15 protein-coding genes and 1 tRNA gene are annotated in these 20,131 nt (G+C 70.0%); 6 read left to right on the forward strand and 10 right to left on the reverse strand.

The window, feature by feature from the left end; all coding sequences use genetic code 11:
• Positions 1–112 precede the first annotated feature (112 nt).
• The 3 genes from pepN (at position 113) to AC3WXD_RS12185 (ending at position 4,214) form a co-directional block, all read left to right on the forward strand.
• Positions 113–2,812, forward strand: a complete 2,700-nt coding sequence (gene pepN / locus AC3WXD_RS12175; RefSeq protein WP_492323776.1) for an aminopeptidase N — start codon at positions 113–115, stop codon at positions 2,810–2,812.
• A gap of 135 nt (positions 2,813–2,947) precedes the next feature.
• Positions 2,948–3,964 carry a class 1 fructose-bisphosphatase gene (locus tag AC3WXD_RS12180; RefSeq protein ID WP_020203002.1) on the forward strand — a complete coding sequence of 339 codons (1,017 nt, stop codon included), beginning with the start codon at positions 2,948–2,950 and terminating at the stop codon, positions 3,962–3,964.
• A gap of 174 nt (positions 3,965–4,138) precedes the next feature.
• Positions 4,139–4,214 (forward strand) — tRNA-Thr (locus tag AC3WXD_RS12185).
• A 132-nt stretch (positions 4,215–4,346) separates the two neighbouring features.
• On the opposite strand, the gene AC3WXD_RS12190 is transcribed toward AC3WXD_RS12185, so the two are convergent.
• The 10 genes from AC3WXD_RS12190 to AC3WXD_RS12235 all read right to left on the reverse strand — a co-directional run bounded on the left by AC3WXD_RS12190 (position 4,347) and on the right by AC3WXD_RS12235 (position 17,077).
• Complete coding sequence (locus tag AC3WXD_RS12190; RefSeq protein WP_492323777.1) at positions 4,347–5,324, reverse strand: FecR family protein; 978 nt, start codon at positions 5,322–5,324, stop codon at positions 4,347–4,349.
• A 45-nt stretch (positions 5,325–5,369) separates the two neighbouring features.
• Complete coding sequence (locus tag AC3WXD_RS12195) at positions 5,370–5,873, reverse strand: RNA polymerase sigma factor (protein ID WP_020203000.1); 504 nt, start codon at positions 5,871–5,873, stop codon at positions 5,370–5,372.
• 752 nt (positions 5,874–6,625) lie between these two features.
• Positions 6,626–7,996 carry a metalloprotease PmbA gene (gene pmbA / locus AC3WXD_RS12200; RefSeq protein WP_492323778.1) on the reverse strand — a complete coding sequence of 457 codons (1,371 nt, stop codon included), beginning with the start codon at positions 7,994–7,996 and terminating at the stop codon, positions 6,626–6,628.
• A 21-nt stretch (positions 7,997–8,017) separates the two neighbouring features.
• Positions 8,018–9,484 (reverse strand): metalloprotease TldD, encoded by a 1,467-nt coding sequence (tldD, locus tag AC3WXD_RS12205; RefSeq protein ID WP_059413016.1) that lies wholly within the window; start codon positions 9,482–9,484, stop codon positions 8,018–8,020.
• 101 nt (positions 9,485–9,585) lie between these two features.
• Positions 9,586–10,878: a thioredoxin family protein gene (locus tag AC3WXD_RS12210; RefSeq protein ID WP_492323779.1), complete on the reverse strand. Its 1,293-nt coding sequence runs from the start codon at positions 10,876–10,878 to the stop codon at positions 9,586–9,588.
• Between the two features lie 64 nt (positions 10,879–10,942).
• Positions 10,943–12,742, reverse strand: a complete 1,800-nt coding sequence (locus AC3WXD_RS12215; RefSeq protein WP_492323780.1) for an ABC transporter ATP-binding protein/permease — start codon at positions 12,740–12,742, stop codon at positions 10,943–10,945.
• A 19-nt stretch (positions 12,743–12,761) separates the two neighbouring features.
• Positions 12,762–13,169, reverse strand: a complete 408-nt coding sequence (locus AC3WXD_RS12220) for an ExbD/TolR family protein (RefSeq protein ID WP_020202995.1) — start codon at positions 13,167–13,169, stop codon at positions 12,762–12,764.
• Position 13,170: 1 nt separating this feature from the next.
• Positions 13,171–13,899, reverse strand: coding sequence for a MotA/TolQ/ExbB proton channel family protein (locus tag AC3WXD_RS12225; protein WP_020202994.1), 729 nt, complete (start codon positions 13,897–13,899; stop codon positions 13,171–13,173).
• 29 nt (positions 13,900–13,928) lie between these two features.
• On the reverse strand, positions 13,929–14,696 hold the full coding sequence (locus tag AC3WXD_RS12230; protein WP_059413019.1) for an energy transducer TonB: 768 nt from the start codon (positions 14,694–14,696) through the stop codon (positions 13,929–13,931).
• Positions 14,697–14,704: 8 nt separating this feature from the next.
• Positions 14,705–17,077, reverse strand: coding sequence for a TonB-dependent siderophore receptor (locus AC3WXD_RS12235; protein WP_492323781.1), 2,373 nt, complete (start codon positions 17,075–17,077; stop codon positions 14,705–14,707).
• Positions 17,078–17,349: 272 nt separating this feature from the next.
• On the opposite strand from AC3WXD_RS12235, the gene AC3WXD_RS12240 reads away from it, so the two are divergent.
• From AC3WXD_RS12240 to AC3WXD_RS12250, 3 genes are all read left to right on the forward strand, one after another.
• The gene (locus AC3WXD_RS12240) at positions 17,350–17,724 is read left to right on the forward strand and encodes a hypothetical protein (RefSeq protein ID WP_492323782.1); all 375 of its coding nucleotides are present in this window, start codon (positions 17,350–17,352) and stop codon (positions 17,722–17,724) included.
• 624 nt (positions 17,725–18,348) lie between these two features.
• Complete coding sequence (locus AC3WXD_RS12245; RefSeq protein ID WP_020202990.1) at positions 18,349–18,834, forward strand: hypothetical protein; 486 nt, start codon at positions 18,349–18,351, stop codon at positions 18,832–18,834.
• 361 nt (positions 18,835–19,195) lie between these two features.
• A complete protein-coding gene (locus AC3WXD_RS12250) occupies positions 19,196–20,089 on the forward strand; it encodes a transcriptional regulator (protein ID WP_492323783.1) in 894 nt (297 codons plus the stop codon).
• The last annotated feature ends 42 nt before the right edge of the window (positions 20,090–20,131 follow it).

The following is a 20,131-nucleotide window of genomic DNA, read 5'->3' on the forward strand; positions in this document are numbered from 1 at the left end:
CAGCGCCATGCCGGCGCGGCCGCCGGGCCTTTCGCCCGCCGCGCCGGTTTCCCCGCATGGCGCCCATGCCGCCCATGCCGCTCATGTGGCCTTCAGAGGACAGGATTCTTTCATGCTGCGCACCGACACGCCCGTTACCGTCCACCGCAAAGACTATACTCCGCCGGCCTTCGCTTTTGAGCACGTCGACCTCGTGCTCGAACTCGACCCGGCGCGCACGGTGGTGACCAACACGCTCCGCTTCCGGCGCCAGGCGCCCGGCCCGCTGGTGCTGGCCGGCGAAGAACTCGAGCTGGTCAGCGTCAGCCTCGACGGCCGCCCGCTCGGCGATGCCCGCCAGGAGGCCGGCACCCTCACCTTGCCCGAGCTGCCCGCGCACGGCACGCTGGAGATCGTCACTGCCTGCCAGCCGGCCGCCAACACCTCGCTGTCCGGCCTCTACGTCTCCAACGGCAATTTCTTCACCCAGTGCGAGGCCGAGGGCTTTCGCAAGATCACCTACTACCTGGACCGCCCGGACGTGATGTCCGTCTTCCGCGTGACGCTGCGCGCCGAGCGCGCGGCCTACCCGGTGCTGCTGTCCAACGGCAACCTGGTCGGCGAGCGCGAGCTGCCCGGCGGGCGGCACGAAGCGGTGTGGGAAGACCCGTTCAAGAAGCCGTCCTACCTGTTCGCGCTGGTGGCCGGCAAGCTCGAGCGCATCGAGGAACGCATCACCGCGGCCTCCGGCAAGGAAAAGCTGCTGCAGGTCTGGGTGGAGCCGCAGGACCTGCCCAAGACGCGCCACGCGATGGACTCGCTGATCCATTCGATCCGCTGGGACGAGCGGCGCTTCGGCCTGGAGCTCGACCTCGACCGCTTCATGATCGTCGCCGTGGGCGACTTCAACATGGGCGCGATGGAGAACAAGGGCCTCAACATCTTCAACACCAAGTACGTGCTGGCCAACGCGCAGACCGCCACCGACGCCGACTTCGGCAACATCGAGTCGGTGGTCGGCCACGAGTACTTCCACAACTGGACCGGCAACCGCGTGACCTGCCGCGACTGGTTCCAGCTCTCGCTCAAGGAAGGCCTGACCGTATTCCGCGACCAGGAATTCTCGGCCGACATGATGGGCTCCGAGTCGGGCCGCGCGGTCAAGCGCATCGAGGACGTGCGCGTGCTGCGCCAGGTGCAGTTCCCCGAGGACGCCGGCCCGATGGCGCACCCGGTGCGCCCGGACAGCTACGAGGAGATCAACAACTTCTACACCGTCACGGTCTACGAGAAAGGCGCCGAGGTGGTGCGCATGTACCAGACCCTGCTGGGCCGCGCGGGCTTCCGCAAGGGCATGGACCTGTACTTCCAGCGCCATGACGGCCAGGCCGTGACCTGCGACGACTTCCGCGCCGCGATGGCCGACGCCAACGGGCGCGACCTGAGCCAGTTCGGCCGCTGGTACAGCCAGGCCGGCACGCCGGTGGTGAGCGTGCGCACCGCCTGGAACGGCGACGAAGGCAGCCTCACGCTCACGCTCGCGCAGCACTGCCCCAAGGTCGGCATCGAGACGCGCCCCGGCACGCCGGACAAGCTGCCGTTCCACATCCCGTTCGCGCTGGGCCTCATCGACGCCGGCGGCCGCGACCTGCCGCTGCAGCTCGAAGGCGAGAGCCGGCCCGGCGCCACCACGCGCGTGCTCGACTTCACCGAGGCCGAGCAAAGCTTCCGCTTCGTCAACCTGCCGCGCGGCGAGGCGCCGCCGCTGCCGTCGCTGCTGCGCGATTTCTCCGCGCCGGTGATCGTCGACGCCGACTACAGCGAAGCCCAGCTCACCTTCCTGCTGGCCCACGACAGCGACCCGTTCAACCGCTGGGAAGCCGGCCAGCGCCTGGCCACGCGCGCCCTGCTGCAACTGGTGTCGGACGCGCAGGCCGCACGCGAGCTCAGGCTCGACCCGGCGCTGGTGGCGGCGCTGCGCACCGTGCTCAACGACGGGCAGCTCAGCCCCGCCTTCCGCGAGCAGGCGCTCACGCTGCCGGCCGAAGGCTACCTGGCCGAGCGCATGGGCGTGGCCGACCCGGCCGCCATCCACCGCGCGCGCCAGTTCATGCGCGAAGCGCTGGCGCGCCAGCTCCAGGCCGACTGGCTGGCCGCCTACCACGCCAACGCCACGCCCGGCGAGTACAGCCCCGACGCCGTCTCCGCCGGCAAGCGCGCGCTGCGCAACCTGGCGCTGGGCTACCTCGCCGACAGCGGCGACGCCGCCATGCAGGCGCTGGCCGAGGCGCAGTACCACGCGGCCGACAACATGACCGACCGCTTCGCCGCGCTGGCCGCGCTGGTCAACAGCTTCGCCCCGGGGCGCGAAGCCGCGCTGGCCGATTTCTACCAGCGCTTCGAGCACGACGCGCTGGTGATCGACAAATGGTTCTCGCTGCAAGGCATGCAGCGCGGCACGGTGGAGCCGCGCGACACCGGCCACGCCGGCAAGCACACCATCGACACCGTGCGCGCGCTGATGACGCACCCGGCCTTCAACCTGCGCAACCCCAACCGCGCGCGCTCGCTGATCTTCAGCTTCTGCGCCGCCAACCCGGCCCAGTTCCACGCCGCGGACGGCTCCGGCTACGCGTTCTGGGCCGAGCAGGTGCTGGCGCTCGACGCCATCAACCCGCAGGTCGCCTCGCGCCTGGCGCGCGTGATGGACCGCTGGCAGAAATACGCGCTGCCGCTGCGCGAGCGCATGCGCGCCGCGCTGGAACAGGTGGCCGCCGCCCGCGACCTGTCGCGCGACGTGCGCGAGATCGTGGGCAAGGCGCTGGCGCCGTAAATGTCGTAGGCAAGCGCCGCAAGCGCCGCCCCGGCGGGCCGTCCGCGCGCGGGCGGCCCGCGCCGATCCCCCCGCGCGGGCGGCCTGCGCGCCATGCGCCCCATGTAGAATTGCGCCCATTCAAGGAGAAATCGCATGAGTCGCATCAGCCTCACCCGCTATCTGGTCGAGGAGCAGCGCAAACACAACACGATCCAGCCCGAGCTGCGGCTGCTGATCGAGGTCGTGGCGCGCGCCTGCAAGGCCATTTCCAACTCCGTCAGCAAGGGCGCCCTGGCCGGCATCCTCGGCTCGGCCGGCACCGGCAACGTGCAGGGCGAGACCCAGCAGAAGCTGGACGTGATCGCCAACGAAGTCCTGCTCGACGCCAACGAATGGGGCGGCCACCTCGCCGCGATGGCCTCGGAGGAGATGGACAGCTTCTACGAGATCCCCAACCGCTATCCCAAGGGCGAATACCTGCTGATGTTCGACCCGCTCGACGGCTCGTCCAACATCGACGTCAACGTCTCGATCGGCACCATCTTCTCCGTGCTGCACATGCCCAAGCCGGGCCAGACCGTGACCGACGCCGACTTCCTGCAGCCCGGCACCCACCAGGTCGCCGCCGGCTACGCCGTGTACGGCCCGCAGACCACGCTGGTGCTGACCGTCGGCAACGGCGTGCACATGTTCACGCTGGACCGCGAAGCGGGCAGCTTCGTGCTCACCCAGTCGGACGTGACGATTCCCGAGGACACCAGGGAATTCGCCATCAACATGTCCAACATGCGCCACTGGGCCCCGCCCGTGCGCCGCTACATCGACGAATGCCTGGCCGGCGACGAAGGCCCGCGCGGCAAGAACTTCAACATGCGCTGGATCGCCTCGATGGTGGCCGACGTGCACCGCATCCTCACGCGCGGCGGCATCTTCATGTACCCGTGGGACAAGCGCGAGCCGGAAAAGCCCGGCAAGCTGCGCCTGATGTACGAAGCCAATCCGATGGCCATGCTGGTCGAGCAGGCCGGCGGCGCCGCCACCAACGGCCAGCAGCGCATCCTGGAGATCCAGCCGGAAAAGCTGCACCAGCGCGTGTCGGTGATCCTCGGCTCGAAGAACGAGGTGGAGCGCGTCACGCGCTACCATCAGGAAGAGCAGGCCGCCGGCTGACAGTCGCGGCTGGCCACGAAAAAGGGACGTCCGCGGACGTCCCTTTTTTCCGCCGCCGGCCGTGCCGCAACGTGCTCGCGAAGGCGCGAATTTTTTGCGGCAGGGACTTCCCATCCCCAGAAAACGTTGCTATTATTGCGGGCTTCATCCAGTAGTTGTTTCACGGATGGTGAGGCCGAAGTAGCTCAGTCGGTAGAGCAGCTCATTCGTAATGAGAAGGTCGGGGGTTCGATTCCTCTCTTCGGCACCACAAGAATTCTTGCCGCCACCCCGGCGGCATGCGGAAAACCCGGACAGCCCACGGCTCTCCGGGTTTTTTGTTGCCCGCCGGAAAGACCTCCTGCGCATGGCGCCGCCTCGCCTTCCTCCCCGGCCGCGCGCGCTACCGCCGCGAAGAAATGACCACCGTGCCGTCCTGCTTGCGCGACACGGCCACCGGGGCGACCACGGGCAGCATGTCGAGCAGGTGGTCCGGGTCGGCGCTGGAGAAGCCGCCGGTGATCTGGACCTTGCCGGCGCGCGCGTCGGCCAGCACGATGGGCGCGGCGCGGTAGCGCTGGAGTTCGCTGACGACATCGGTCAGCGCGGTGCCGTTGAAGTCGAGGCGCCGGTCCTTCCAGCTCACCAGCGTATCGAACGATTTCGGGTCGAGGCTGGTGAGCACCGAGCCGTCGACCCGCACCGCCTCGCTCGGCCCCAGTTCGGCCGGCGCGGCGGCGCCGGCCGCGCTGACCTCGACGCGCCCTTCCAGCACCGCCACGCTGACGCCGCCGGCCAGCCTGCGCACGCTGAAGCGCGTGCCGATGTCGCGGATGTTGATCGCATCCGCGAACACGTGGAACGGGCGCCACTGGCTGTGCCTGACCGAGAACAGCGCCTCGCCGCGCTCCAGCGTCCATTCGCGCGAGCGCAGGCGGTTGACGAAGCGGCCGGCGGTGTTGGTGTTCAGCAGCACCGCGCTGCCGTCGTCGAGGTCGATGGTGCGCTGCTGCCCGATCGCGGACGAGGCTTCCTGCCGGGACAGCACGGGGTTGACCGTCCACAGCACCGAGGCCGCGAGGCCGGCGGCCAGCAGGTACGTGGCGGGCGAGCGGTGCCAGCGCAGCGCGCGCGCCGGCGCGAGCCGCGGCGCGGGGGTGGGCTCGACGTGCCGGGCATAGCGGACCTTGAGGTCGGACAGGTTCCGGTCCAGCGAGCGGTCGGCCGCTTCGAGCTGGCGCACGTAGGCCTGGCGCTCGCCGCTCTGGCGGGTCCAGTCATCCAGAGCGGCCCTGGCCGATGCGCTCTGCGCCGTGTCGCCGAACTGGGCGGACACGAGGAGGCTTTCGGCATAGTCCTGCTCGGACGGAGTTAACGGCATGTCGGCATGTCTGGACGACTGGCGTGAAGGAAACGAAGCCGCTCGTTATGATTGCGTCGCGCCACGGCAGGCCCGCATCGCCTGGATCAGGTACTTGTGCACGACGGCGGCACTGATGCCCATTTCGGCGGCGGCTTCGTCATAGGATAGGCCATGAAGTTTACACAGGACGAACGCTTCGCGGCAACGGGGCGGCAGTCCGTCCAGCACTTCGCACAGTTTCCGCAGTGTCTGCTGACTCACGGCTTCCTGCTCCGGGCCTACTTCGACATGGCCATACCGGTCGAAGTCGTCGTCGCCCTCCTCGCTGGATGCATGAAACGATTCCCACAGTACACGTGAACGCCGCCGCACATGATCGATCCGCAACCCCTGCGCGATGCGGAACAGCAGGCCGCGCGGAGACGCCACCTGATGCGTCTGCCCGTAGACCAGCGCGCGCTCGAACGAGGATTGCGCCACGTCGCGGGCATCGTCCACGTTGAGCTCGCGCGACAGGATGCGCACCAGTTCCTGATAGCCGTTCACCAGTTCATCGACGAAATTCATGGTCACGCGGCTCCAGGCGCGCGCGGCGGCATTCCCGCGCGGACGATGTTGCCGGGACCGCCGCGGCAATCCATCGCGCCCGGCGCCGGGCGGCGACCGGCGCTCATCGGGACGGGGATGCAAGCGCGCCAGGCGCGAGCGCGCTGGCACCGGCTGCGGGGGCCGACTTCTTCATGGTTTTTCTCTCCCTTTTCTTCGTTCCGGTCCGGCATGCATGGCGGCACCGGGCTCCCGGTTTCTTCATTGCAACTGCCGTGCCAGCGTGCCGCCGCAGCGGCGCCGCGCGACGCGCATGCGCAATGAAATGCGCGGCGAAGCGGCCTTTCTTGCCCGCGGTTGCGCCCGGCTGCGCAGTCACGGGCACGTCAGGCCAGGTTGCCGCGCGATCGCGGTTTTCGCGGCGGCGCGCCCCGCGTTTTCGCGCGCTTCGGCTGCACCGGCATGCAGCAGCGCGCGGCCGTTCGGCGGCCATCCACACCAAGGCGGTGCAGCGCGGGAACCATCGTGAAACCGGCCCCGCTCCGGCGGCTGGCAGGCCGCGGAACTCGCCGCGATGACGTCGAAAAAAATGCGGAGCGCGCATGCGGAACGTGGCATGACGGCGTGCCTTCGCCCGCGAAGGCGGCGGCATCGGGACAGGCCTGCGTGGGGACTCGGGACGGTTGCCGCGCGTCGGCGGCGATGTGCGGCGCCTGTGCCCGGCATCGTGCGCGCGCCGGACACAGGCATGGGTGCGGCCGGCAGGCCGCGGCTTACTTGCCGGCGATCGTCATCTGCTCGATCAGCACCGAGCCGGATTCGTTGGTCCCGCGCACGATCGCATCGGCGCCGACCGCGACGATGTTGCGGAACATGTCCTGCAGCGTGCTGGCCACCGTGATCCCCTCGACCGGATACTGGATCGCGCCGTTCTCGACCCAGAACCCGGCCGCGCCATGCGAATAGTCGCCGGTCACGTAGTTGATGCCGCTGCCCATCAGCTCCGTCAGCAGCAGGCCCGTGCCCATCGTCTTGAGCATCGCGCCGAAATCGTCGCCGCCGCGGGTGCGGGCGCTGCGCAGCGCGAGGTTGTGCGGGCCGCTGGCGTTGCCGGTGCTGCGCATGCCGAGCCGGCGCGCCGAATAGGTCGACAGGAAATAGCCCTCCACCACGCCGTCCTTCACGAGGCTGCGCGCATGCGTGCGCACGCCCTCGGCGTCGAACGGCGCGCTGCCCAGCGCGCGCGGCAGGTGCGCGTCCTCGGCGATCTGCACGTGCGGCGCGAACACCGGCTTGCCGAGGCTGTCGGCGAGAAACGACGACCTGCGGTACAGCATGCCGCCGCTGGCCGCGTGGGCGAACACGCCAAGCAGGTCCGCCGCCAGCGCGGCCTCGAACAGCACCGGCACCTTGCAGGTGTCGAGACGGCGCGCGCCCATGCGCGCCAGCGCCCGCTGCGCGGCGCGGCGGCCGACCGACTCCGGCGACGCGAGATCGTCCGCGCTGCGCTGCACGGTGTACCAGTTGCCGCGCTGCATGTCGGCGCCACTGCCCGCGATCGGCGCGCACGCGATGTAGTGCTGCGAATGCGGATAGCCGCCGGCGAAGCCCTGCGAGGTCGCGCGCACGAACTGCCAGTGGCGGGCCGACACGCTCGCGCCGTCCGAGTTGCGCACCTGCGCGCCGGCGGCGAACGCCGCCGCTTCCGCGCGGCGGGCGACTGCCACCGCGTCGTCGGCGGAAAGCGGCCACGGGTGGTACAGGTCGAGGTCGCGCGGCGCGGTCTCGAGCAGGTCGGGGTCGGCCAGGCTTGCCGCGTCGTCGTCGGCCGTGAAGCGCGCGATGTTGCACGCGGCCGCGACGGTATCCCTGAGCGCCGCCGGCGAGAAGTCCGAGGTGCTGGCGGTGCCGCGCCGCTTGCCGATGAAGACGGTGACGCCGGCGGTCTTGTCGCGGCTGCGCTTGACGGTCTCGACATCCCCGCGGCGCACCGACACCGACAGGCCGTCGCCTTCGGAAATCTCGGTGGCCGCGTCGGTCGCGCCGAGCGCCCTGGCGTGGCGGAGAATGTCCGCCGCCATGTCTTTCAGTTGGTCCTGCGTGTGCGCGAAATGCCGCGCCCGCGTATCGGAAGTAACAGCCATTGTCATGTATCCGTCGATGCTTCAGTTGGTTCCGCCGACCGTCATCCGGTCGATCCGCAAGGTCGGCTGGCCGAGCCCCACCGGCACGCTCTGCCCCATCTTCCCGCAGTTGCCGACGCCCGCGTCGAGCGCCATGTCGTTGCCGATCATGCTGACGTACTTGAGCGATTCCGGCCCGCTGCCGATCAGCGTGGCGCCCTTCACCGGGTGCGTGATCCTGCCGTCTTCGATCAGGTAGGCCTCGGAGGCGGAGAACACGAAATTGCCGTTCGTGATGTCGACCTCGCCGCCGCCGAACTTGCATGCGTACAGGCCATGCTTCACGGATTCGACGATCTCGCGCGGGTCCTTGTCGCCGTTGCGCATGTAGGTGTTGGTCATGCGCGGCATCGGCAGCGCCGAGTACGACTCGCGGCGCGCGTTGCCCGTCACCGGCATGCCGTTCAGGCGCGCGCTCAGGGTGTCCTGGATGTACCCCGTCAGGATGCCGTCCTCGATCAGCGTCGTGCACTGGGTCGGGTTGCCTTCGTCGTCGATGTTGAGCGAGCCGCGATGGCCCGGCAGCGTGCCGTCGTCGACCACCGTGACGCCCCGGGCCGCGACCTGCTCGCCGAGCCTGCCGGCGAACACCGACGAGCCCTTGCGGATGAAGTCGCCCTCCAGGCCGTGGCCGATCGCTTCGTGCAGCAGCACGCCGGGCAGGCCCGGCCCGAGCACCACGGTCATCACGCCCGCCGGCGCGGCGCGCGCCTCCAGGTTGACCAGCGCGGTGTCCACCGCCTCGCCGACGTAGCGCGCCAGCACCGCGTCGGTGAAGCCGCCGTAGTCGGTACGGCCGCCGCCGCCGCCCGCGCCCTCTCCGCGCCGGCCGTTCTGCTCGGCGATCACCGTGACCGAGAGCCGCACGAGCGGGCGGACGTCGGCGCCGAGCACGCCGTCGCTGCGCGCCACCAGCACCACGTCGTAGGTGCCGGTCAGGCTGGCCATCACCTGCCTGACGCGCGGGTCGCGCGCGCGGGCCATCCGCTCGACGCGCTCGAGCAGCTTCACCTTCGCGGTGGCGTCGAGCGATGCCAGCGGATCGGCGGGCCGGTACAGGTCGCGGCCCGCCGCGCGCCGGAGCGCCGGCGCCGCCGCGATCTTCCGGCTGCCGCCGCCGGCGCGGGTGATCGCCCTGGTGGTGGCGGCGGCCTCGCGGATCGCTTCCGGCGAGAGGTCGTCGGAGTAGGCGAACGCGGTGCGCTCGCCCACCACCGCGCGCACGCCGACGCCCTGGTCGATGCTGAAGCTGCCCGACTTGACGATGCCGTCCTCGAGGCTCCACGCCTCGCTGCGGGTGGACTGGAAATAGAGGTCGGCGTAGTCGACCTGGTGCGTGAAAATGTCGGCGAGCGTCCCGGTGAGCAGGGTTTCGTCGTGGCCGTATGGCGCCAGCAGGATGTCCTGCGCGAGCGCGAGGTGGCGGATGCCGGGTTCGGGGATATGCATGGTGAACAGGTGGTGTTGGCTGGCATGGCGAGGCGCCGCGGCATGGCTCGCGCGGCGGTCCGTCGCCGGTCTTCGGCGCCTCGCTGGCAGCCGGTCGGTCTTCAGTCGGCGGCGGCCATCACGGGCGCCGCCGCGCACAGCGCCTTGAAGCGGGCGCCGACGAGATTGGCCAGGCGGCTGCCATTGGCCTGCTGCACCGCCTCCCATGCCTCCAGGCGCGCCTGCAGCGCCGGATGGGTCTTGCGCACGGTCGGCCGCACCTGCTCGCGCAGCGCCTGCCTGCGCGCTTCCCATCGCGCCAGCGCTTCGGCGTCGCCGTCGGCGGGGCGCTCGCCGAGCGTGGACGACAGCCCCTTCCACGTTGCCTCGTAGACGGACTGCATCTGTTTCTGGTCCTCGCCGCCCCAGCAGCCGAGGCGCGCCATCTCGGCGGTCAGGGCGCGGCTGTACGACGCGAAGAACAGCGCGGAGATGTCGCACTCCGCCAGCGCCATCGTCGTGCGCTCGAAGTTGACCAGGAACCCCTGCTCGGGCGACCAGTCGGGCAGCTCGCCGCCGGCATCGGGATCGAACGGCGGCGGCGCAAGCGCGACCACGTCGCGCAGCAGCACCGACCATTCCTGTTCCGTGGCCGGCTCGCCGTCCAGTTCGCGCCGGTGGAACGCGGCCAGCCGCTCGCACAGCGCGCGCGCGGCCTCGGTCGGCGCGTTGCGCGCGCTGCCGATGCCGGGGTCGTGCAGCAGCCAGTCCGCCAGCACGAGCGAGACGCGGGCCAGGTCGATGCCGACCGGGATGCCTTCCACGAAATCGACCACCCAGTCGTGGGCCGGCGCGCCGTCTTCCGGCTCCCGGACGACCCACCACAGCCCGTTGAGCAGGCTGCCCAGCGTGTGCGGGCCGCCGGTGGTGCCGGCGAACGCGCCGGCACGCGTCGCCGCGCTGTCGGCGGGAAGGTTGTCGGTGTCGAACACTGCCGCCCGCAGGCGCCGCAGATAGTCCGCCTTGAGCACGGAATCGCCGCCGAAGCTCGGCACGGCCGCAGCCGCCGGCGCCGCGGCTGCGGGCACGGCCTTCGTGAGGTCGTCGAACAGCACCTTGAGGCCGGCCTGCGAATGCGCGACGTGCGGCATGCGCAGTTCGCCCTGCCCGAACAGCATCAGCCTCGGGATGCTGCGGATGCCGAACCGCCTGGCGGTTTCGGGGTTTTCGTCGATGTTCAGCTTGACGATCCGGATGCTGCCGGCGTACTGGCCGGCAAGGCGCTCCAGCATGGGGTTGAGCGCCTTGCAGGGAGCGCACCAGGGCGCCCAGAAATCGAGCAGCACGGGAGGCTCCGACTGCAGGACATCCTGCTCGAAGGTCGCGTCGGTGGTATTGAGGATCAAAGCACTCATGATCAATGGCTTCCTTTGGTTCGGAGAAACGCCGGATGGCCGCCGGACAGACGCCGGACGGACATCAGACGGACAGCATGGAAACGGCGGAACCGGTCCGCGCGGCGGGTCCCTGTGCGGACAGGCTGTCCTGCACATGCAGCACGTGCGTGTGGAACGTGCCGAGCGTCGCGTGGTGCGAAATGCTGAACAGCGCCGTGTCCGGCAAGCGCTGCACGAGCAGGTTGTAGAGATGGCGTTCGGTATCCGGGTCGAGCGCGCTGGTCGACTCGTCCATCAGCAGGTAGTCGGGCCGCTGCAGCAGCGCGCGCGCGATCGCCAGGCGCTGCTGCTCGCCCGGCGACAGCCGGTGGCCCCAGGGCGCGGATTCTTCCAGTTGGCCGCAGTACTGCCCGAGCTGGCAATCGACCAGCACCTGGCGGCACACGGCGTTGGGGAAGGCATCCTCGGCCGAGGGATAGCACAGCGCCGCCTTGAGCGTGCCGGCCGGCAGGTAGTTCTTCTGCGACAGGAACAGGATCCTCGCGCCGCCGGGCATCGTGACGGTGCCGCCGCCGTAGGGCCAGATGCCGGCCAGCGCGCGCATCAGCGTGCTCTTGCCCGCGCCGGACGGCCCGCGCACCAGCCAGCGCTCGCCGGGCGCCAGCTCGAACGAAAGATCGCGGGCGAGGATGCGCCCCCCGGGCGTGGCCAGCGTCAGGCCGGCGGCGCCCAGCCGCTGCCCGGCCGTGGCCGCGTGCGCGATGGCCGGTCCGCGCGGCGCGTCGTCCGCCGCGCCGGTGGCCCGCTCGAGTCCGTCCAGGCGCGAGACGATGACGCGGAAGTTCTGCAGGCTCTGGTAGTTCGCGATGAACCAGGAGAGCGTGATCACCAGCGTGGTGAACGCGGAGCCCATCATGCTCATGTCGCCGAGCGTGATCGCGTGCGACAGGTAGCGCGGCAGCACGATGAACGTCGGCACGAACACGGAGATGTGCAGCAGCACGACGTTGAGCGGGGTGAAGCGCACGTCGAAGCGGACGATCTGCCATGCGTTGCGCCACACGGCGTCGAAGCCGCGGCGCAGCCGCTGGCTTTCGGTCCGCGAGCCGCGATACAGCGCGATCTGCTCGGCGTGCTCCCGCACGCCCGTCATCATGAAGCGGAAATCGGCCTCGGCCCGCTCCTTGGCGAAATTGAGCCGCATCATCGGCTTGCCGACCAGGTGGACCAGGCACGAGGTGCCCAGCGCGTACAGCACCGCGGCCCAGAACAGATAGCCCGGCACCACGACCGCGTGGCCGAAGAGAACGAAGTCGATCGGCCCCGACTTCCGCCACAGGATCTCCGAGAAGCTCGCCAGGCTCACCAGCGCCGCGATGAAGCCGATGGTCAGCGTGTAGCCGAGCGAGACGAACTGGGCCACATCCTGGGTGATGCGCTGGTCGGGGTTGTCGACCAACTGGTCGCGCTCGATGCGGTAGAACGCGCCGCGCGCGAGCCACTTGTCGATCATGTGTTCGGTCATCCATCTGCGCCCGCCGATCTCCAGCGTCGAGCGCAGCAGGATGTCGAGCGAGGCGAGCACCGCGATCGCGGCCATGATGGCGGCGAGCTGGCGGGCGATGGGGCCCATGCCGGCCACGTCGTAGCGCTGCACCGCGTCCATGAACACGCCGTGCCACGCGTTGAACGCCACCATCACGTGGTTGGTGACGAGGGTCAGGCCGATGGCCAGGGCCAGCAGCGCGACGGCCTTCCACCGCAGCGGCGTGCCCAGGACCGGAGACGCCAGGCGCCAGGCGGCGCGCAGGGTGCCGCCGGGCGGAACGATCGGCGCCGCCGCGCGGGGCGCCGCGCCGGATTCGCGAAAAAGGGACTTCACGGATGGACTCTCGGCTGGGTTAGGACTTCGGCGTCGTCACGAAATTGATGTTCGTGAGCCCGGCGCGCTGCGCGGCCGCGAGCACGCCGGCGACCGCCTCGTAGGGTGTCGCGCGGTCGGCGTAAAGCTGGAGCGCCGGCTGCGGCTGCTGCCCGGCCGCCACCGCCAGCCTGGCGGCCAGCGCGCCTTCGTCGACCGGCCGGGCGTTCCACGCGACGGCGCCGCCCGCGTCGACCGAGACCTCGACGCGCTCGGGCTGGTTGTCGGCGGGCGTGCTGCTCGCGCGCGGCAGCTCGAGCTTGACCGCGTGCGTGATGGCCGGCAGCGTGACCATGAAGACGATCAGCAGCACCAGCATCACGTCGATCAGCGGCGTCATGTTGATCTCGGTGACGACGTCGTCGTGCTCTTCGAACGAGGGCGCCATGTCAGATCCCCTGCTGGATCATGATCGACAGCGCGGGCCGCGAGGACGGCGCGATGTTCGTCCCCTTGCTGGCCCGGCCGCGCTCGCCCCGCACGAAGAACGAATGGAGCTCGTGGCGGAAGCGGTGCAGCTTGTGCGCCACGCCGCGGTTGTTGCGCGCGATGGTGTTGTAGCCGAGCACGGCCGGGATCGCCACGAACAGGCCGAAGGCGGTCATCACCAGCGATTCGCCGACCGGGCCGGCCACCTGCGACAGGCTCGACTGGCCCGCCGCGCTGATCGCCATCAGCGCGTGGTAGATGCCCCATACCGTGCCGAACAGCCCGATGAACGGCGCGGTGCTGCCGATCGAGGCCAGCACGCCCAGGCCGCTCGCCAGGCGGGCGAGATGTTCGTCGAGCGCGATGCCCAGGCAGCGGTGCAGCCATTCGTCGGGCGCCATCATCTCTTCCGAGTGCGGGCCGCGATAGGCCTCCTGCGCCGCCTCCACCAGGTCCAGGTGAGGGTTGCCCGGACCCGCGCGCCCCAGCGAGGCCTGCGCTTCGGCGAGCGACCCCGCCAGCCAGAAATCCCGCTCGGCGGCGGTGGCGCGCCGCTTGAGGCGGACGAGCTCCATGCCTTTGTAGAAGATGACGCCCCATGACAGCATCGACATGAGGATGAGCAGCAGCATGATGGCGCGCGCGACGGCGTCGCCCTGCTGCCAGACCGCGTTCAGTCCGTATTGCATAGCGAGGTTCTCCTTGGAATCCGGTGGAGTCAGTTGGTGAGGTTGAAGGCCAGCGTCTGCACCGCGCGCACGCTGGCGGGCAAGCCGTTCTCGAGGTACGGATCGCAGCGGCCGGCGCGCAGGGTCTGCACCGCGGCGGCGTCGAGCTCGGCGAAGCCGCTGCTGGTGTCGACCTCGACCTGGGCGGCCCTGCCGGTGACGTCGATCGTCACGCGCAGGATCACCGTGCCTTCGTGGCGCAGCCGCCGGGCCACCGCCGGATAGGCGGGCTGGGCGAAATGGCACACGATGCGGGCGACGTCCCTGACCGCATTGGCCCCGGGCAGGTTGAGCTCGCGGTTGAGCGCCGCGGGCGCGGTCGGCGCCGCCGCCTGCGCCGTTGGCGATGCCGTCGGCGTGACCGCTTCGGGTGGCGCGGGCGGCGTGGCCGGCGCGGTTTCCGCCGGCACGCTGCGCGCCGCCTGCGAGCGCGCCGAGGCCAGCACCGGCGCGTGCCGCGGCACGGCCTGGCGCGGCGGCGCGGGCCGGGCCGCCGGTGCCGGTTTTTCCGGCGCGGGCGCTGGTGCCGGAGCGGGCGCCGACACCAGCGTGACGCGCACCCCCGCGCCGGAGACCGGGCGGCCGGCGGCCGCGAGCGAGGCGGGCGGCGCGTATCGCGCGATGCCGAACAGCGCCAGCCCGTGCAGCAGCAGCGTGAACGCCACGCCGCCGAGCCGGCGCGCATGCGCGGATGGCCGCGGCTTTCCATCGGGCGCCGGGCGGGCCCGCCACGGCGGCGAGGGCACGAAGATCTCCATGAGGCGCCTCAGAAGTTGTGGGTCGCGGTGACGTACACCAGGCGCCCCGGCAGGACTTCCACCAGTTGCTGGCTGGCGTAATCGCCGTACAGCGTGCGGGCGAACAGGTTCTTCACGCCGAGCGTCAGCGACCACTGCCTGTCGCGGTAATAGAGGCTCGCGTCGGTGCGGGCCTGGCCGGGAATCGAGCGGTTTTCGCCGGTGAAGGCAGTGGCCTGATAGCGGGTGCGCGCCCAGATGCCGACGCCGACGCCCCAGCCGCGCAGGGTCTCGCCCTGCAGGTCATAGGTCGTCCACAGGCTGGCGGAGCTTCGCGGCAGCTGGCTGATGTTGCCCTCGGTCGGCAACTGATTGGCGTACGTGTAGCTGGCGATGATGTTCCAGCCCGGCATCAGGCGCCCGGTCAGGTCCATTTCGAAGCCGCGGCTCACGACGCCCGGCACCAGGAAGGAAAAGCCCGGATTCGTCGGATCGCTCATCGCCACGTTGTACTTGGCGGCGCGGTACACCGCCAGCGTCCCCGTGAGGCGGTCATCGAGCAGGTTCAGCTTGACGCCGGCTTCCACCGAACGGCCGGTCTGCGGCGGCATGGGCTCGGCCCTGCCGAGGTCGCGCCTGATATTGGATTGCGGCGAAAAGCTGCGCAGCGCGTTGGCGTAGATCCCCACCGCATCGGTAAGCTGGTACACGAAGCCGATGCCGGGCGACCAGGCGTCCACCGAAGGCTGCAGGCTGGACCAGGCCTGGCCGTGGTTGATGCTCGCCAGGACGGTGAGCCTGTCCCACTTCAGCTGATCCTGCAGATAAAAGACGTTCTGGTAAGTGCGTTCCGAATAGGTAAAAGACGGCTGCGGAGTAACCACCTGGCTCAGCGGCGGCAGATCGGACATCGGGAACGCTCCGAACGCCATGCCTCCGTAGCCGCCGTTCACCGAAGTCCACGCAGTCGTATAGGCAAAGCCGGCCAGCATCGTATGCCGGACCGGGCCGGTGGCGAACCTGGCCTTGAGGCTGTTGTCGAGATTGAAGGAACGCACGCTGGTGCGGCTGGCAACGCCGGTGTACACCGCCAGGGGATCGGACGTGCCCATGTCGGCGGGGAAAGCCGTGTAGGCCGAGTTGATCGAGCTGTCGGCGATATAGCGCGCCTTGCTCTGCAGGGTCAGCCCGGGTGTCAGCTGTTGCTTGAGGTCGTAGTACGCCGAGGTGCTGTTGACGGACATGTGGTCGTCCGCGCGGCCCGACAGCCCGGTGAGCGGCGCCGGGCCGCTCAACAGGGGGAAGGTATAGCTGGGGGGCGGCTGCCGCCCCGTATGCTGCTCGAAGCCCACCGCCAGATCGGTGCCGCCGCTGCGCCAGCCGATCGACGGCGCCACATAGAAATCGCGCTTGCCGTCGTGGCCGATGAAATCGCGGCTGTTGCGCTCGCCCGAGACGACGAAGCGGTAGATCAGCTTCTTGTCCTCCGAGAATGCGCCGGCCAGGTCGAGCCCGCCCATCAGGTTGCCGTACGAGCCGGTCTGCAGGGTCGCTTCGCGCACGGGCTCCGCCTGCGGACGCTTGACGTTGATGTTGACGATGCCGCCGGGATCCGATGCGCCCGCCAGGATCGCGCTCGCTCCCTTCAGGACTTCGACGCTCGAGAGCGCGATCGCCGGCAGCGACAGCGCGGTATCCGCGCGCGCGAGACTTATGCCGCCATTGACGCTGACCGCCGCCGTCATGCCGCGGATGTACGGCGTGCCGCCGATGCTGTCAGCGCCCGCGTTCGAGATCGACACACCGCTGACGTTGCGCAATGCGTCGCCGACGGACTGCACCTGCTGGCTTTTCAGCACGTCCTCCGTCACGACCTGGACCGACTGCGGAATTTCCGCGATCGGCGTGTCGGTGCGCGTGGCCGTCGAGGTCGCCACCGCGACGAAACCCGAATCCGATGGCGCGCTGCTGTCGGTGACGGTGATGGTCGGCAGCACGCTGGCGCCCGCGCCGGAGGCCGGCTCCTTGCGCGCGGGCGGCAACGCGCGGATCACGTAGGTCTTCTCGTCCTGCTGCTGCGCCGTCAGCCCGCTGCCCTGCAGCAGCCGGTCGAGCGCCTGCGGCACGGTCATCACGCCGGAAACGGCCGGCGCGGCGCGGCCGGCGACCAGATTGTCGAGCGCCAGGATATTGACGCCGCGTTCCCGCGCAAGCTGCGACAACGCCGTCGACAACGGCTGGGCCTGCATGTTGATCGCCGTCTGCGCGCACAGGCTGGCGCTCGCCACGGCCAGGGCCGCGCCCAGCGCACGGCACGCCCGCGTTTTCTGATTCCATCTGAAAGGCATGAGCAGTTTTCCCTTTGTCTTCGTTTTTCCGCCATTGCGCTTCGCTGCCGGCAAGCACGCGCCCTTACCTTTAAAGCCGATCAGGCAGCCGCGGCGGTACCGTCCGAGTCCGGAAATCTTTTTGATCGGGAAACGAGGCCGATAGGCGCGGCCTATGAAACGGGCAGCGCGCAAGGCGGCGGGGAAATACGGGACAAGTGCGGGACAAGTGGCGGAACAAGTGAGGTGCGCGCTTCCCGATTCTTGGTACCATCCAGCCCCAGGGCGCGCCCGCGAGCCAGCCGGCGCCCCTTTCCATCCACGAGCAATGCCACGGAGGTCATGCTGTGAAATTCACCAAGGTGCTGGCAGCGATGGCCTGCCTGGCGGCGGTGGCCTGCACCACCACGCCCGCGCCCATGCCGGGCAATGGCCGGCAGATGTCCACCTACGACACCGACACCGAGTACACGGTGGAGTACGTCGCCGACGGCTTCACGCTGATGGTCAACCATCGCTATTCCGGCTTCACGGTGCGCACCGGCACCGCGGAGTCGGCATGCAGGGCCATGCTCGCGAGCGTGGCGAACAACCTCGCCGAGCGCCGGCAGCGCCAGATCGAGCCGATCGACGCGCAGCGCGTCAGGCTCGCCACCAGCCGCAACTGGTACGGCAGGATGGCGACATGCTCGGCCACCGCGCCGGTCGCCTGGAAGCGCTGATGCGCTGATGCGCTGACACGCTCGCCGCCGCGCCGATGCGTCCATGCGCGCCGGCGCGGCGGCGGGCGCCCTTCCCGCCCCGCCTTCACCTCCTCTCCGCGTCCTTTCACGCGTCCTTTCACGCGTCCTTTCACGCGCCCTTCCCCGCGCCTTTCCCCGCACGCCGGTCCGCCAAAGGCATGGCGGCGCGAACCGTTGACAGTCTCCCGTCTGCCGTGCCCTTCCTTAGGCTTACGGCGTTCGATCCATTGAATCGCCGCGGCCCGCGTACCAGACTGGCATCACACGACAAGTAAAACGACGGGCCGCGATTCCAGCCGCCCGCGGAAACACGACGAACCGGCCGGCACACGCCCGGCACGCGTTCGCTGATTGCCACGCAACCGGGGAACAGCATGCAGACCGCCATCACATAACCGGCGCCACGCCGGTATCGCAGGATTGCCGCGCCCGCGCCTTGCGCGCGCCACGCCGGTCCCAGCCACAACAAGAACAAAGGAAGCGGCCATGGATGCTTGTCCATTCCCTGGCGCGGCGAGCTGTTGCCTTTTTCCGCGCGGTTGCCTCGCGCTGCTTGCCATATGTGCCTCACTGGCAGCAGCCCCGGCGCGCGCGGATGATGCCGTGCCTCCAGTCATCGCAGCGCCCGCGGCGGAGCTGCCCACGGCATCGCCGCCGGCCGCGCCGGCGGATTCGCCGCAAGCCCGGCCGCAAGCCTGGCCGCAGGTCTGGCTAAACCCGGGCCTGCTCTCCTACCACTTCAAGCGCGCGGCGCACTACAACGCGTACAACTGGGGGTTCGGCGCCGACGTGCGCGTCAGCGAGGACTTCACCTTGTCCGCCGGCGAGTACCGCAACAGCGTGCGCCGCCACTCGACCTACGCCACGGTGGCCTGGCAGCCGCTGCATCTGGGGCCGCTGCGGATCGGCGCCACGGCCGGCGCGATACGCGGCTATCCCGACGTCAACAACGGCGGCTGGTCGCCGATGGCGGCGCCGGTGATCGGCATCGAGTACGGCCGCGTGGGCGCGACCCTGATCTACGTGCCGACGATCAGGGGCAAGGTCGACGGCTGCATCTCCCTGCAGATCCGGATACGGGTCTGGTAGGCGCGGGCGGCGCCCCGTTCGCGATGTTCCCGCGCCGCGCCGGCGTTACGTAACGCGTAACGCCGCGGCGGCACGGCGCGCGCGCGCCCGCCGCGCCGCCGTGCCCGTCCGCGGCCTTGTCCCGTTCCCCGCAAACCCTTGCGCGGCGCGGCTTGCGGCCTGGCCGCGGGCGCGCGGCGAGGCCCGCCCGCGCGCCCGCGGACACCGCGCCGCGCCGGTGGCACGGCGATTGCGCATGCATGACGGCAGAACGTCGTGCGCCGGCTTCCCGGCCGGCCGCCGACGGCAAAACGGGAACCCCATATGTCCAGCAGAGACACCGGGGAGCGGGAATGGCGAGCTTGCATCAATGAGACATCCAATGGCATCGATTTTCAGCAGCGAGGAGCTGGACGCATATTTCTCGTCATACGCCGGCATGGAGGGCGGGAACATCGGTGCTGCGATCTGGCTTTGCGACAAGGAGCCGCATCTGCTGGCCGCGGGCGCGGCGGTGGCGCCCGCGCATGAGCCGCCGGCATGGGACGCGGCCTTCCGCGAGCGCCATCGCCACGACATGCCGCGCTGGCAGACGCACCAGCGCCTGGCCCGCATCATGGCGGCCACGCGCGCGGCCACCTTGCGCGAGACGATACCGGCCCTGGACTGGCATGCGTATTTCGAGCGGCATCTCTATGCGCCCGGCGGCTGGGAATTCAAGCTCAACCTCTACCCGCTGCCCAAGCCGCAGCACATGGACCTCTCGCAGATCGAGACCTTCCGGCGCAATCCCTACCTGAGCCCGAACTGGCGCTACGTGGATTTCTGCCGCCAGGGCGGGCGCTTCCGCTTCATCGCCGAGCTGCGCCGCCGCATGCGGCCCAAGGTGATCCTGTGCACGGGACAGGCCGAGGAAGAGGAATTCCTGCTGGCGCTCGGCTTCCAGGGCGTGCCCTGCTCGGAGCATCGCCTGCAGCCGGCCGACCTGGTGAAGACGCTGCGCGTGTACTCGCACGAAGGCACGCGCCTGGTGATCTGCCCGAAGGTGGGCGGCCCCACCGGCATCAACTCCGACACCCTGCTCGACGCGATGGGCGCCTTCCTGTCGGTATGGCTCGACGCCGCCGACTTTGCCGATGCACGCGAGATGCGCGAAACGCACGACGTGCGCGGAATGCGCGGGATGCGCGGCGAACTGACCGAGCGCGACAGCCGCGCGTCGTGGCGCGCCGCGACGCGCGGCGCGGAGATCGCCACGGGTGCCGCGCCGGCCTGAACGTGCCCGGCGCGCGCCCGGCGCGCGTGATGCGAGAACGCG

Source organism: Cupriavidus sp. FW216-B1 (assembly GCF_058789195.1).

Excerpts from the sequence above, each read along its gene's own strand:
- AC3WXD_RS12225 (WP_020202994.1), bottom strand. The coding sequence starts at position 13,899 with ATGCAATACGGACTGAACGCGGTCTGGCAGCAGGGCGACGCCGTCGCG.
- AC3WXD_RS12250 (WP_492323783.1), top strand. The coding sequence starts at position 19,196 with ATGGCATCGATTTTCAGCAGCGAGGAGCTGGACGCATATTTCTCGTCA.
- AC3WXD_RS12210 (WP_492323779.1), bottom strand. The coding sequence starts at position 10,878 with ATGAGTGCTTTGATCCTCAATACCACCGACGCGACCTTCGAGCAGGAT.
- pmbA (WP_492323778.1), bottom strand. The coding sequence starts at position 7,996 with ATGGCTGTTACTTCCGATACGCGGGCGCGGCATTTCGCGCACACGCAG.
- AC3WXD_RS12220 (WP_020202995.1), bottom strand. The coding sequence starts at position 13,169 with ATGGCGCCCTCGTTCGAAGAGCACGACGACGTCGTCACCGAGATCAAC.
- AC3WXD_RS12195 (WP_020203000.1), bottom strand. The coding sequence starts at position 5,873 with ATGAATTTCGTCGATGAACTGGTGAACGGCTATCAGGAACTGGTGCGC.
- AC3WXD_RS12190 (WP_492323777.1), bottom strand. The coding sequence starts at position 5,324 with ATGCCGTTAACTCCGTCCGAGCAGGACTATGCCGAAAGCCTCCTCGTG.
- tldD (WP_059413016.1), bottom strand. The coding sequence starts at position 9,484 with ATGCATATCCCCGAACCCGGCATCCGCCACCTCGCGCTCGCGCAGGAC.
- AC3WXD_RS12180 (WP_020203002.1), top strand. The coding sequence starts at position 2,948 with ATGAGTCGCATCAGCCTCACCCGCTATCTGGTCGAGGAGCAGCGCAAA.
- AC3WXD_RS12230 (WP_059413019.1), bottom strand. The coding sequence starts at position 14,696 with ATGGAGATCTTCGTGCCCTCGCCGCCGTGGCGGGCCCGCCCGGCGCCC.
- pepN (WP_492323776.1), top strand. The coding sequence starts at position 113 with ATGCTGCGCACCGACACGCCCGTTACCGTCCACCGCAAAGACTATACT.